Here is a 14,005-nt window from a genome sequence, read left to right as displayed (position 1 = left end):
TTGTCTGCATTCAATTTAATGTGACCTCCCCTCAACTATCAACAGAAATCTTGCTAATGTCATCAAGCATGTCTTCCGTTTTCATTGAGCGGGCGTATCGCATAGTCATTGAGATATCAATGTGCCCCATCATCTTTTGCACTTTGAACACATTGACGTTTGCCTCGCAGAGCTTGAGGCGAAAGTATGTCGGAACTGGTGGAGGTGGAATTTGACACCTGAGCGGATGATGAGGCTCTGCACCCAATGCTTCAGCCCGTGCCTGGTAAGGCCTGTGTCGCCTTTGACGGAAACTATCAAATGCTCAGTTTTGAGGTGCCGCCGGTCTTTCATATAGTCCTTCATATGCAGCACGAGTGTCGGGTGCATTTTCAATACACAGGTCTTTTTGAACTTCGATGTTTCGCCCAGAATGGTCAGCTCGTTTTTTATAAGGTCAATATCTTTTAGTTGCAGCGAAATAAGTTCACCCTTGCGCAGCCCGCAAAACAGCAGGATGCTCACCATGACGGTATCGCGCCGGATCATAAGCGCGCCGTTTGAGGATCTAACGACAGACGAATAAATCTTGTTGATCTCGTCATTCTTAAGACGGCGAAAGTCGTCGTAATTGGGCCGAGGTTGGATTAACCACACATAATTGACCCCGGTTGGCCAATTATAAAATGACCACCATTAGTTCTTAAGTTCAGGGCCTTAGTCGAGGAAAGTAAATTGGCGAAGTGAGGTCAACGGAATTGGTTTTTCCAAAAATACCACTATTTTCGATAAAAGAAAGGTTTATTTTAATATCTACGCCGGTGGGATGACGGGACATTTTACCGGTCACATGCATTTATACATCAGCCAGTAAAGGCGAAATTTTAGACTACTTATGTCTTAGTTTGTCATTGTCAGCACCACAAGTTGATTAGCGATAATGGCAGCTTTCAAATCAGCATTCCGGCATCGGTTTTAGATTTACGCATTGCCAGGCTTGCGCACGGCTTCAGTTTGTTGCGCGTATATTCCCCGGGCTACCGGTTAAGAAATAGCCTTTTGTGAGTATTCAAGCTCACCGTTTTATCTTCCATATAAAGCCGCCTGCTGTTATAGTATCCCCTCTTAATACTGCTGAGATATTCGTTTGATGGATACTCAGGCTTCGGGAAGCCTCCTTAATGCTTTTAAAGTGACTGATCAGTTTACCGTCTTTATCAAATTGACTTATTTCTTTTCTTAGTTTACTGCCTAAGGGGCGGGGCGTATCGGGCAACACCAACCGCTCATCTCCTACGCCTCTCCTCCAGAGATATCCCCCTCCGGTTGCCTTAAATCCATTAGTGCAGCCAGTAATGGCACCTAAAGCGATTTTTGTCAACCTGGAAGCCTCTGCCGGAGAGGCAAAACAACCAACCCGTTGCCCCTTTAAATCATATTGGGTAACATCTTTGGCACTTTCTTTCTTTAGATTTTCCCTTATTCTGTCCACTTCTGCCTGTGGCAGATGAGGCGCATCGCCATACCGCCATATTGAACCATCCAGCAACAGGTCATCCCGTATGGCCATCGCGTTGACCCTTTCTACCGCTACCCTTATGGAAGCACCGGCTTCTTTGCTGCTGGTATAGGTAGCCTGTTTTGCTCCATCCTTATCGTAACGGCTAATCGTATATCCCTTTCGTAAAGAAAGAGAGGTACGTTCTTTATCTACATCGATCTGCTCTGCTTCCCCTTTCCGCCAGACCGATCCTGCCGTCACCAGGATATGGCCATTGATGGCATCGCTGATTGCTTTTCGATCCATGGAAACAGCCTTTGCCGCCCGTGTAATATTGTAATAAGTCTTTACTTTCTTACCATCGAGGTCGTACTGGCTCACGGGCGTTCCTTTTGTAGCCCTGATCGCCTGGTTTATCCTTTTTACCGGGATCGTTTTTTTGCTGTTGCCGAGGCGCCATATAAATCCCCCGGCTGTAAGCAAACCTTGGTTTCTGTGAACCACAGAGCTGATGGCGGAGATAGTAATACCCATAGTATTTGCCGCTGTTGCCATACTTTCATAGGTAGCTACAAACTTCCCACTCATATCATACTGGCTTACCTGTTTAATGTTGACCTCCCGGCCCAATAGAGTAAACGCTTTTTGGTTTTCCTCGCTGTGCCCGAAGTGGAGATCTTTCCGGCCTGCCTTCATAATATGTTGCTGAAGGCCAGAGAGGTCTGTCAGGAAAAGATTGTCAGGTAACACATTAAGGCCGTTTCCATCTTTGTAAGATACGTACATGGACCGATCGGAAAGATCAAATTTCTCTACGAAACAATAATAAACTATCCGCCCCACGGAGATGGAATGGGATACTTTGTCCACCTGGATCCTTGTTTGAAGGTGCACTTTGTCATCCTGTTTGAAGATATTAAAATTCCGTTGGATCTTTTGGGTCTGTATCCGCTCTTCTAAGAGGGTTACCCGCCCCAATTCATTAACGGATTCAAAGGCCAGTCTTTTGACCCGCCCCAAATTAGATATCATGCCATATTCTTCCAATCCCGGAATATCTTTCCATATTTCGCCGTCGACATTACCCAGTTGCTTATTCTGGTAATGTGGAATATTGATTTTTGAACGACTTTTAGACATCTGACGACAATTGCTCAACTGTTAATAAACGTATGAAATTGTGCTTTCTATGTAAAAAGAAAAACAATACAGCTCAAAACTTTTGCAATAAAGTGAAAAAAAATATTTTGGTTCACAACTCTTTGCCGATTTTATTTGAATGTTAATTGATTTTAAAGACCAATTGTGGTCAAACCCAAATAACCAACAGGGGCAGTATTGCATATTTTTCCATCTTTTCTCTACTATGAGCTGCGGATAAACAAAAACACCTGGATGAAATTAAACATCTGGGTGTTGCATATTCATTGCTTAGCATGGGGTTTTACACATTAGTGCGGGCCACAAGGCTGGAGCTTGCGGTAGCTGAGGGGGTTATCTATAATATTCCTTAAAGAGACTTTTGTTATCGCCACGCTTGTACCATTCGCCTTTTATGTAATAGTAGTAGCTTCCCCCTAAGGCAACTGTAGGTAGTGAACCGCTTATTTGTTGCTCGTTTGATTGCTGTGTCTTAGGATCATTGATAGTAAATGACTGAGTTATTCTTTGGTTGGTTCCATAAAAAATATTTCGCACCGAATCGAAATTTAAGATTGCGTTCTCATTTCTTATATAATTTTTTTGTGGAGAAGATCGCGACTTATGTCTGTCATAAATATGAGCTAATAACTTGAAATTACTTTGCCTATTTCCAGTTATGCTAAACTTGACCACATAGAGGCTCCCGTCGATATCGCCCCCGAAAGCCTTCCCAAAAGAATCGGAAAGCATCGAAACGTTGATTTTATGCTTCTTGACAGACAATATCGCAGTATTTCTCGCTTGATAGCCGGAGCCGCCTCTTGTATCATAAACTATTTCAAGAAACGCATTACCCACTACGCGAACTTCCTCAACACCATTGTAATCTACCAAAAACAGGCTGTCGGTCAAACAAGATACTTTTGCAAGATACCGCGATTTGCCCGCTAAATTTTCCGCCAATTTAATTTTAACCGTTTGGCCTTCAAGGGATTTGATTGAATAAGTTTGTGCTTTAGCGCTGTTCCAAATGCCACAAACGATAATAATAAGCATTGGCAGCAATTTTTGTTTTTTCATGTCCAAGTTGTATTAATTTTTTGGTCTAAAAAATGTTGTCCCATTTACCTCAAGAGTTATCACCATTGTAGCTTTGTCATACTGTGAGGCTGCCGAATTTAAACTGCCCGTGGCAATCCAGTAGTAGTATCGCCCACCATCGGCAAAATGCTGGGGATTAGAATAATCTTTACTCCAGTATTCTTTAGAAAAGGCGTCTATCGCGGCATGAAGGGCCTTATTATGCCCCTTGGCTATACCGGCCATGCCTCCCTTAAAATTCATAACCTTCATATACTCTTTGCCGCCAGGGCCCTTCCCTGAGACAACGTTATAATTGCCCACCACACTTCCGCCAGAAATCGCGTCATTTCCTCCATAGCTGGTATGTAATGCCCAATTTGGATCATCCAAACTTGTACCTGATGCATTTATTCTATTTTTGATAGAACTTGCAATTCCCTGAACCCCTACTATATCAAAATCACCTGCACTTTCAGCATACGCTATTGCAACCGCCTGAAGTAATCCAACCGGATACTTTACTTGTTTGGCCGTTTGACTTGCTGGCGCAGGATTAGTCCCTTTACTAGCTTGACCGCCGTCGCTTTTTGCCTCCGGAGGATTCGCCCCTCCCTTTTTTCCATCCTGATTATCCTGATGATGTGAAAAGTCCGTGCTACCCGAAACTACTCCCCCGGAAATACTCACCGCTCCGGAAAATGTGACAGTTTCCATCCCATCTGGGTCGATATTCCTAATCGGATTGTCATCCCCGTAGTTATAAGGGCTAAACCTCCGCATTTTCTCTGCCAACGGATCCACACTTGTCCACCTGCCTATTATCGGGTCGTACTGTCGGGCTCCATAATCGTATAATCCCGTCTCCTCCTGCAACTCCTTATGGTTATAAAGGTACTCATTTTTCGGAAAAATGGAATAGGCGGTGGATTGTATCACGTACCCGGAAGCGTAATAATCGTTCTTCTGTACGTTGTAAGGCGTCATCTGGGTGGCGTCTGTTCCGTTCCACGTAGTCGTCACCCTGGTATTGCCAAGATGGTCTTTCAGGTCATACTCGTATTTATATACTGTGCTGCTTTTCCTCGCCCGGCCTTCTTCCGTCTGGATAAAAGCGATAGCGGGCGAGCTGCCCGAATACTCATATTGGATGCCGCCTATGTATTCGATAACATTGGTAATACCCGCCGTAGTGGACAGCTTGCGAAGTTTTCGTCCGGTGGCATCGTAGATGTAAGCTACCGAAGTGCCGCCCTTGACCGCCGTTTGCGGCAGGTTCAGCATGTTGTATTGCTGGGTGAGCCCCTTGTTTAGGTCAATCAGCTGGTTGCCGTTGGCATCGTAGGTATACTCGGCCGCCTGGCTTACGGCGTTGCTAAAGCCGGCCGTGGTCCCCGAGTCGTCTATTCGGTCTACCTTATTACCGCCTGCCGCAGTGTAGACGTAGTTGAGGTTGTCGATGGCAAGCGCTGTCGTTCCGCTCTTTTCATACCGTTTCAACGTCAGAATGTTGCCCATGGGGTCATAGGTGAGGTTCTCGCTGTAAAAGCCGTCGTTAGTCGCAGAGGTGGTGCTTATCGCGTCGGTAAGCCGGTTGATCTTGTCATAGGCATAATTGTAGGTTAGCGCCGGGTAGCTATTGCCGGATATGATCCCGGTAAGCGATTTGATGCTGCCGATATTGCCGTTGTACTGCGGCGCAGCGGCATCGTCGTACTTGATGTCCATGCCAAACTGATCGTTCAGGTCGGTGCTGGTATATGTGTCATTGGTAAGTCCGCCGTTGTTTATATTGCTGAGCCAGCCCCGGGCGTTGTACCGGTAGTTTACGTTCTGTAAAAAATTGGTTCCGTTTATTGAATGAAGCCCTTTTTGTTTAAGCTGGCCTATCTCGTTATAAGCATTCTGGTAGACCACTGTCGGTGTTTGCGCCGCACCTGTGCCGTCAGTCAGCGTATTGGTCAGTTTCAGCTTTCTGCCCATATGATCGTAAGTATATGCATCGGCCGAGGTTAGCTTTATTACCGCCGATGTTCCCGCGTTGGAATTATAATGCTTCCGGGTTACGGCAAGCGGCTGCTGTACAAAATTGTAGGTGGTGGTTAGATCATCGTAATTGTACTGACTGAGCGCCGATGAGCCGCTTAGATAATGCTGCACAAACGTCCGCACCATTTTTCCTTCCCCGTCATAGTAATTCACCGACCACAAGTAATCTCCGGTGGTATTTAGTACCAACACCTTTGAGGCAGTGACCAGCCCGGTGGTATGGGTACTGTTGCCCGTAGTAACATACGTCGTAGGAAAACCGGGAATATTAGCCGTATTATAATTGTCGTAATAGGTTGCGCTTAACGTTGTAGTATAAGTAGTCGGCCAGGCGTTACCGCTGTAGCCCGTGCTTCCCGTGGTTACCGGCACTTCCCAATAGGTGGATACCGCGTCGGCAAGGGCCTGCACAGCAACATGATTGTCCGTGCCCGAACTTCCGTTTTGCCAGATGCCCGAGATCACTGCCCTGCCAAAGGTATCATACTTGGTGATCGTCCACTCCTGGCTTGCCTTCATCCGCTGTAACGAGTCCTGCGTAGCAATCAGCTGGTCCAGCTTGTTATATATCATGAATTCCCAGCCCTTGCCCGGCACTTTCTTTTGCGTTAGTCGCCCGCGGCCGTCATAACGGTACTGGTAACATTTGGTATCCAATACCGTTTGGCTTATAGCCACGCCCACAGTATCGGGACTTGCCCCGGGAGGCATTACAAAGCTCAGTAGGTTGCGTTCATCGTAAACGTAATAGGTGCTCAGCATCTGGGCCGTGCTTCCTTTAATGTTGTAGGTGCGTTTAAGCACAACGTTGCCCTGTTTGTCATTATAGGTCTCGGTACTGCCAAAGCATTTATCCGCTGGCATCCAGTTTTCATCTCTGCCTATCGTTACGTCAAGTTGCCCGCTGCCGTACATGGCCGTATTTGCGGTCCTCAATAGCGACCGGCTTCCGTTGGCATTTATCCTCGCGGTGTATAACGCAACCTGCCTGCTGCCGTCATTGGCGGTTATATTGGTAGTGGTAAAAACTGTTTGATTGTTGGTAGTATAAAGTACGCGTTGAGAATGGTTGCTGCTTGCTTCGCCCAGCGTTCCAGTTATTTTCCATGACACCCCCGGCGAGCCCTGCTCTACAGTGCGCCCGATGGGCGATGCCTCAAACCCGGTCTGTCCGTAGGGGTTAGGTGTAAGCACAATCGCATTGGTCTGCTTACTGTCCACTGTTGCATTTCCTGACGGATTATAAAACGAAAACACACCTGCGTTGGCGCTTAAGGCATCGGCACGGTAAGAGCCGTATGCGGTGGAGGCGCTGCTGTAAGGCAGGTATTTCTTGTCCTCGCGGTCATACCCGTCGTAGGAATAGGCCTGAACGATGTCGTTTCCCGCGGGGGAGGCCTTCTGCATTACGGTTTGCTGCGGCCTGCCCAAACCGTCAACGTAAGCTATGGTCGTCTGTACCGAATCTTTTGTCGGCGTCAGTGCATCGAGCTTGGTTACCGTGGGTATCTTTAATCGCGGAACCCGCGTGCGCACATAGTTCTGCGACGTGGTTTGCGCTTGGGTGACAAGGACATGAAATAAAAGCCCGGCTGCTACCGCTAAGGCTTTGCTGAAATTATATGTTGATCGCATGGCGTTATAATCGTTTATTGTGAGTTGGTTGGGTTTAAAACGGCTCCTTTTCATCACGGATCGATAACAATAGTTTGGTACCCATCGCCGGGCTGCAGGCTCAGGCTGTTGGTAAGGCAGATTTGCTTGGTACCCACGCCCTGGCAGCCTGAAGTTTCTACCGATGAGGTTGATACCTGGTTTGTACCGGCCGCGATAGTCACCGAACCATTACCCGTCGAGGTAGAATTAGGCCGCCCGTCGTAATACGTGTACACCGTGGTTTGCTGGTAATTCACTACCAGGTTTACCGGCACGTTAATCGGCACATTTCCGTTCGCATCAGAGAAAGCCTTAAAAATAAATGGCCGGTAGGTATTGCCGTTGGTAGTAGTACTTGTTCCCCAAAACATCTCCACGTAAATGGTTACCGGTATCGGGCAATCGACCCCATTGGTGCCGCCACTAATCCACTGGTATTGGTTATACGTAGGGCTTAACGTGTTATTATCCCTTTGCTGAATCAGCTGTTCCCCGGTATTGCCGCTTACACCCTGCACGCATTGCTTCAAGCCCGTATTAACCCAGCTGGGTTGCGGTATGGCATAATTGTAATTAAAGTTTTTGAGGATATTGCCATCCTGGTCGCGGATGTTCAGCAAGCGCTTCATGTCGTCGTATTCGTAAAACTGGGTCAGTCCTTTCGTATCGGTTATACTAAGTACGCCTACTTCCGGTTTATACGTGTAGGTGTTCATCATGGCATTGGCAGGCACTAAACGCACTTCATCAATTAGGTTCCCGTTGCTATTTACCGTTACGGATGTAACTCCGGTAAGCGCCCAGTCGTACACCTGCCAGCTGGCGGTTATGGTTTTGGCCACGCCTCCAACTGTTACCGTACCGCTGCCCTTGGCCCATAAGCTTACAGTATAATTTCCTGACGGCAGGCCCGATTTGGTCATGGTACCGTTATAGCATTTCACGCCGGTACGGGCATCCGTGGTAACCACGCTTGCCGCCGTATAAGGCCAACTGGTATCATCGTCCTCAAAACTGGTATAGGCTACTGATGATATCGTGGTGTTTTTAACCTGCGCTATGGGGTAATTGTTGTGGTAGCCCCACAGGTAGCTTACCTGCGAATTGCCGTCGCTGCCCGTCATGTCCTGCGATATTAGGTTGCCGCTGGTATAATCGTAAGTATTTAAAATGCGCTGCTCAAACCCGGTGCTGCTGCTTAGCAAGTTGAGGTATTGCCCGCTGCCGTTTTTAGCTTCCTGGTTCATACTGGCAACCGGGGCCAGGCTGTTATATCCGTACAATACGGCGGGTTTTATCAGGCTGCCATCATAGGAGGTCACCATGGCGTGGGTCAGTACCGAGTCGGTTGCCGACCGCTTCAGCCACAATTGCTTCTCTAAAACAGGCGCGTACACGTACCGCGCCGTCAATGCGCCCGATACTGCCGGTGCATAATTTTCAGGATACTTGTTCTTCTCGACAATCGTAGTACCCTTTGAATCGTTGGTGGTTATCAAAACCTGGTTACGCGGCTTGGCATCATATACGTAGGTTTTGGTAGTTACCAGGGTATCGCTGGTATTGTAGTATTTTACCTCCCTTTCCGAGTCAAGCTTTGTCCATATCAAATCCAGCGAGTAAAAATCATAGGTATATACCCGCTCTGTGGGTTCGCCGGTTACCCAGCGTTTTTGTACGAATGGCTTTATGGCAAAAAAGCTGCTGTCACCTACTACTGAATAATTGTATTCTTTTTTCAGTACCTTGTTATAAACGCTCCCTGTCTTCTTAAAGTCTGTTTTCCTGACCAGCATTACGTCTGCCCCGGCCAAGGCCGAATTGTAATAATTGTAGTCGCTCCTGCTGAGCAGGTAGTCGCTGCCGTTTACCTGCTTTTCATAAACGGTTTTGTAATACATTGGTTGAGATGCGCTCAATCCGTTGCTGTTGGCCGAGGTGTACGCCAGATAATGTATTACCGGAGTTGGCTGGGTAACTCCACCTATGGTATGCGGCCCTTCCCAGTAATCCTTTCCCCCATAGGTCGGAATATTCAGCAAAACACCGGTAGACATGCCAATGCTGTCCTTGTAGATATATTCCTTCACCGAAGAGGGAGTGCCGGTGGCTAAAAAGTCGGTATAATTTGCTACCCTCTTGATGCGGATTCCCGGTCCCGCCTTCCCTTCAATTACCTGGTTCGTCCGCTCCTTATAACTAACGGAGCCAGCCACGTAATTTTCCTTCTCATCGCATTTGACGGTCATGGTATAGGTACCAGGCTGCAATAAAACGGAATCGGTTTTTCCCGCATTGTCCTGGTTATAGATGATTGAAAAATTATAGGTTTGCGATCCCGTAATGATAACGTCGGGCGTAAAGTTTTTGGTCGGGTCGGTAGGCAGCCTGCCGTTCGGATAGCCGGCCACGTCTTTTGGCGTACGCTGCCAGTTCACTTTGACGTATTGGGCAGTAACAACCTGGAAGGACAATGGTGTTGAGGTTATTACATTGACCGTATTGGTGTCCGGCCTGGATATAAAATCGCTCGGCCCCAAAGTGTTATAGATATAATTGAGCCCGTTGTTCGTTAGGTTTTGCTCGTATTCGAATAAGGTTGATCCTCCCGTAGGGTAAACAATTTTACTTAAGATGCCCCTGTTTGAATAGCTGATATCGGGTTCCCTGCTCACTCCATAAGGATAATACGGTTTGGGTATGATGATGGGGCCGTTTGAGGATCCGTTGGCATAGCCCCAGTGATCAACCCCGGTGCTTGTCTTTGAATACGCAACATCGCTGTTGTAAAAGAAAAAGTGCTTTTTCAGCGTAGCCGGATTTAGGCCCTCCTCGATGCCGGTAAGCTTAAGCCTCTTGGTATCAGCGGTACCGCTGACATTGAAATAATCGGTCTTGAATTGAAATTTATTGATCAGCTCTCCCAGGTAATTATACACCTGGATATTGTCCAACCCGCTGGAGGTCATATCCTGCCGCTTGGAGGGGGTAGGATTAAAATCAATCCTCATTTTTGAAGTAGTGATCCTCGAAAGCCGGATGGTGCCAACCTTTAGCGGGAATTCATTGCCAAGTTGTGAAAAAGTGTAGCCTGGCAGGGAATTGGTTACGTCAACGTTCAGCGTTTGGCTAAGTGGGCCGGCCTGTGCCACTACCTCCGGGGTGTCATAAGTAAATAAAATCTGATCCTTTGTATCAGCCGAGGTGACGGTTTGCAGGTACCAGCTTGAGGTATAGCTGACCGGAGGGTTATAAAACGGCCGGTAGGCGTCAATGATCTGTGTGATCTTGGAGTTGGTCAATTCCGTCGTCCAGAATCGGTAGGTTGTGCCCTCTGGCGTGATAATGGTAAAGCCGTCGACGGCGGTTTCCCTTATTATGGTCAACTGCTGATACGGGTACTGGTAAACCTTGCCTTTGTAAACAACGAATTTGCCCGAATGCCCCGCAAAGTTAAACGCGTATATATCAGGCTCCAGATCGACAGACAGGCCGTACATGGCCTGCTCCATAAAGCTTTGTGTTATAGAATCGGGCTGGTGAAAGCGCCAGTCAACGTCCTGGTACTTATTGGTTACGTGCTGGTCCTCGTCCACCTTGTCTTTGATGATTCGAGTAATTACGCCTCCGGCATCCAGCGACCAGCCGGCACCTACCCAGCTTGCTTCCTCAAAGGGCTTTAAGCCATTGTTGTGATAATTCAACGTTATGGGGATTTTGAGCTGTTTGCCCGCCGCCTCGGTAAGCGGGATGCTGATGTTCGGGATCCCTGTTTGCAGACTGACCGGGACGATGCCGTATTTCCCCAATGAGGCGGCATTGGGCGACGGGGGGATCAGGTCGGTCCTTAATGAAAATTGAGATGACGGGTTGGTGGTTTGCGCGTTTGTCTTTGTAAAAAACGAAAACAAAAGTACAAAGCAAAGAACACGCAGTGTTAGGGGGCTTGTCGAAAACATAGTTATTTATGATAAAGCTTGGAGGAATTTTAATATTAGTTATTCGCCCGGTTAAGCGTGCAATGCACCACCGAGCCGTTCAGGCTGATATTCATACCGATGGAATCGGCGTACACCGTTCCGTTGTGGTACACATCAAGCCCGTTCACGGTAACTTTAAAGTGCAGCCCGGCGGTATCCAGCTTGCCCTGGTCAATCGGAAATTCGCCCAGCGGGCTTTTGGCCGTACCGGCAACAGAATCACCGATGAGTGTAAAGTTATAAGTTAAAGGATAGGCGGTGCTGTTGGCCTGGTAAAGGCTACCAGCCCATCTGCCAGAGAGATCGGGCAGGGTGGCGGAAAGACAGGTTATAATACAGGCAATGGATACAACAGTGATAAGTATTGGTCTTTTCATTAATTGTGATTTGGGCAATCGTTGTCAATAGCTAATTGTAGCAATTTCGTTACCTTGAATCGAATTCACAATAGGTGTTTACACTGAATTTTCATACGTAAAACTACGTGACATTGGTAGGTGTTTTCACCACATTGATACGTCATCGAATACCGAATTCATTATTGTTAGGCTTGTAAAATCAATTTATACATCAGTGCATGGCATCATCGCGCTTCACGACAAAGGCACTGCGCGTCTATGTTTCATTATACATTGGTTTTAATGTCTCAGCCAACTGACCATCTCCAAAGCTGGAAAAACCAATTCCGTTGACCCTACTCCGCCAATTTACTATCCTCGATTAAGGCCCTGAACTTAAGCACTAATGGTGGTCATTTTAAAATTGGCCAACTGTGGTCAAACATGTGTGGTTAATCCAGGCATGGTACCATTTCATTTACAACCCGGAAGCGATGCGCGGCTGCAGGCGACAAAAGAGGAGATCATCAGCAGGCTCCGCTGGGACATGATCCACTGGGAAGGCTTTCGCCCTCCACTGCCCGGTACGAACCATGACCTGGGGCTTGGCCCGGTGGCGGAGGCTTTCCCGGCCGGGGTATTTCTTGCCACACCGCAACCACAAATTTAGGGACACAGGAAAACAGTCAAGGGTATCATAAACGTGGCTATCACCGCGGCCCTTGACCGTTTTCCTGTTAATGAGGTAGGTAAAAACCGAAGCCCTTCAATAAAATTCTGCTCGATTTAAAAACCAGATCGTTTTACAAATAAACATTTGCTGTTGATATTCATACATCTATGAAAACGAGTAGGACATCGTAGCGAGTCTATATTTTAATGATCAGGTTGGAAATTCGGTAAATTTTTCTCCTATTTGTTAAACAGATAGTTGTAATGTGCCGCAATAATTAATTTTGATTTTGTCCTGAGTGAGTCAAGCAGTACGGGCTTATCTTGTTGTCGCGATTGTTTTTGATTTATCTGGCCCAGTAAGCTCCATTTACGGGTCATTTCCGCGGGTTCCTGTGCCGGTATATCATACCTGGTAAAATCTATAACCTTTTCGGGGCTATCCTTTTTCCAGTCTTTTAGTAATGCCAGGCGGAAGTCTTTGTTCATAAACCAACTGATCTGGTTATCTGCATCAGAGCCGCCTATGCCTGAGCCACGCTCCGTAAATCGATAATTAAAGCTATTACTTTTATAATGGGCACGCCAAAGCAGTCCGAATTCTCCCTGGGTGATCAGTTTAACACCAGGCCAGCGTTTTTTTACCGCAGCCAGCCAATCTTTCAGCGAACTTACAGCTATCGGCAGCGAAACTTCCCAGCAATTGGTAACCCAGCCAAAACCATTTAAATCATACCCCTTATCAAAATGTATAGCGGTGGTATGCATCATTTCTGTTAACCCGACTTCCCTGCCGTACCTGCCCACGGTTTCTATCGGCCCTACTCCCATCCTGCTGTTAAAACCGCCTTCAAAGCCCTTACGCCGGCCCGCCAGGAAATCAACTGTCCACCCGTCAAGGTTAACACAGTCAATAAAATCACTTTTACTTTGTGCGGGTTTGCAAAAATGTTCTTTAGAGGGATAAAACGGGTAACAAACCGATCCGTCGCCATCCTGGTTATCAATGCTGAACTGGCTCCAGATGTTGCCCTGGCACACGTGGATACCTTCTTTTTCGGCAAGGTACTGCTGGTTTTTTGCCGACAGGAAGCCGGCTACGATACTTTGCGGCCTGTAATTTTTTCCAACCATATGACCTATTAACTTCAAAGCGTCATGTATATCAAGGTTAACCTGTTCGGTTGTGTTGTAAGCGTTGGCAAAATACGCCCCCGGTATAAAGGTTACCTCATCGCCGTATGTATAATGGTATTCCACAACCAGCTTCCGGATCTCCTTATAACTGGCAGTGGTATCCTGCAAAGCAAGCCAGCTCAACGCCCAGGTCATTTTTGCCCCGGGAAATCCGTCTTCCACTGCTTTCCTGAAGGCTGTAACCCTTTCGGGTGTGTGCAGGGCCCTTTCGTCTTCGCCTACATTCCTGTTCCTCGATACCTCTATCTGGTTTACCCTAATAACCGCGTTAAACGTAAGAAAGCGGTTGCCCATTAACCCGGCTGTTTTTTTTGACGCAGTCTCCTGTCCGTATGCAGCGGGGAAGGCCGTAAGCAGAAAGAGCAGTGCTAATGCTGTTTTAAATTTCATCATGCGTTTGTTTGATTGTT

8 protein-coding genes and 1 pseudogene are annotated in these 14,005 nt (G+C 47.2%); 1 reads left to right on the top strand and 8 read right to left on the bottom strand.

Annotated elements, in window-relative coordinates:
- Positions 1-129 precede the first annotated feature (129 nt).
- The 7 genes and pseudogenes from AC1DV1_RS17725 to AC1DV1_RS17695 form a co-directional block, all read right to left on the bottom strand.
- Positions 130-636 carry a tyrosine-type recombinase/integrase gene (locus AC1DV1_RS17725; protein ID WP_477361579.1) on the bottom strand — a complete coding sequence of 169 codons (507 nt, stop codon included), beginning with the start codon at positions 634-636 and terminating at the stop codon, positions 130-132.
- A 418-nt stretch (positions 637-1,054) separates the two neighbouring features.
- Entirely contained in the window at positions 1,055-2,266 is a 1,212-nt protein-coding gene (locus tag AC1DV1_RS17720) for an NUMOD1 domain-containing DNA-binding protein (RefSeq protein WP_477361667.1), read from the bottom strand.
- Positions 2,267-2,476: 210 nt separating this feature from the next.
- A pseudogene (locus AC1DV1_RS17715) lies at positions 2,477-2,620 on the bottom strand (NUMOD4 domain-containing protein); the annotation flags it as partial.
- Positions 2,621-2,974: 354 nt separating this feature from the next.
- On the bottom strand, positions 2,975-3,703 hold the full coding sequence (locus AC1DV1_RS17710) for a hypothetical protein (protein ID WP_477361577.1): 729 nt from the start codon (positions 3,701-3,703) through the stop codon (positions 2,975-2,977).
- A 12-nt stretch (positions 3,704-3,715) separates the two neighbouring features.
- Positions 3,716-7,441, bottom strand: a complete 3,726-nt coding sequence (locus AC1DV1_RS17705; RefSeq protein ID WP_477361575.1) for a DUF6443 domain-containing protein — start codon at positions 7,439-7,441, stop codon at positions 3,716-3,718.
- Entirely contained in the window at positions 7,441-11,367 is a 3,927-nt protein-coding gene (locus AC1DV1_RS17700; RefSeq protein ID WP_477361573.1) for a hypothetical protein, read from the bottom strand. Before AC1DV1_RS17700 ends, AC1DV1_RS17705 begins: the two co-directional genes overlap by 1 nt.
- A 35-nt stretch (positions 11,368-11,402) precedes the next feature.
- On the bottom strand, positions 11,403-11,765 hold the full coding sequence (locus AC1DV1_RS17695) for a hypothetical protein (protein WP_477361572.1): 363 nt from the start codon (positions 11,763-11,765) through the stop codon (positions 11,403-11,405).
- Between the two features lie 367 nt (positions 11,766-12,132).
- Between AC1DV1_RS17695 and AC1DV1_RS17690 the strand changes: the two genes are divergently transcribed.
- Entirely contained in the window at positions 12,133-12,396 is a 264-nt protein-coding gene (locus AC1DV1_RS17690) for a hypothetical protein (RefSeq protein WP_477361570.1), read from the top strand.
- A 242-nt stretch (positions 12,397-12,638) separates the two neighbouring features.
- Here the strand turns inward: AC1DV1_RS17690 and AC1DV1_RS17685 are convergent, their stop codons facing one another.
- Positions 12,639-13,988 carry a DUF3863 domain-containing protein gene (locus tag AC1DV1_RS17685; protein WP_477361568.1) on the bottom strand — a complete coding sequence of 450 codons (1,350 nt, stop codon included), beginning with the start codon at positions 13,986-13,988 and terminating at the stop codon, positions 12,639-12,641.
- Between the last annotated feature and the right edge of the window lie 17 nt (positions 13,989-14,005).

This window comes from Mucilaginibacter sp. P4_D1 (assembly GCF_056401935.1).
This window is presented reverse-complemented; position numbering and strand designations above follow the sequence as displayed.

Excerpts from the sequence above, each read along its gene's own strand:
- AC1DV1_RS17705 (WP_477361575.1), bottom strand. The coding sequence starts at position 7,441 with ATGAAAAGGAGCCGTTTTAAACCCAACCAACTCACAATAAACGATTAT.
- AC1DV1_RS17720 (WP_477361667.1), bottom strand. The coding sequence starts at position 2,266 with ATGTACGTATCTTACAAAGATGGAAACGGCCTTAATGTGTTACCTGAC.
- AC1DV1_RS17690 (WP_477361570.1), top strand. The coding sequence starts at position 12,133 with ATGGTGGTCATTTTAAAATTGGCCAACTGTGGTCAAACATGTGTGGTT.
- AC1DV1_RS17700 (WP_477361573.1), bottom strand. The coding sequence starts at position 11,367 with ATGTTTTCGACAAGCCCCCTAACACTGCGTGTTCTTTGCTTTGTACTT.
- AC1DV1_RS17695 (WP_477361572.1), bottom strand. The coding sequence starts at position 11,765 with ATGAAAAGACCAATACTTATCACTGTTGTATCCATTGCCTGTATTATA.
- AC1DV1_RS17710 (WP_477361577.1), bottom strand. The coding sequence starts at position 3,703 with ATGAAAAAACAAAAATTGCTGCCAATGCTTATTATTATCGTTTGTGGC.
- AC1DV1_RS17685 (WP_477361568.1), bottom strand. The coding sequence starts at position 13,988 with ATGATGAAATTTAAAACAGCATTAGCACTGCTCTTTCTGCTTACGGCC.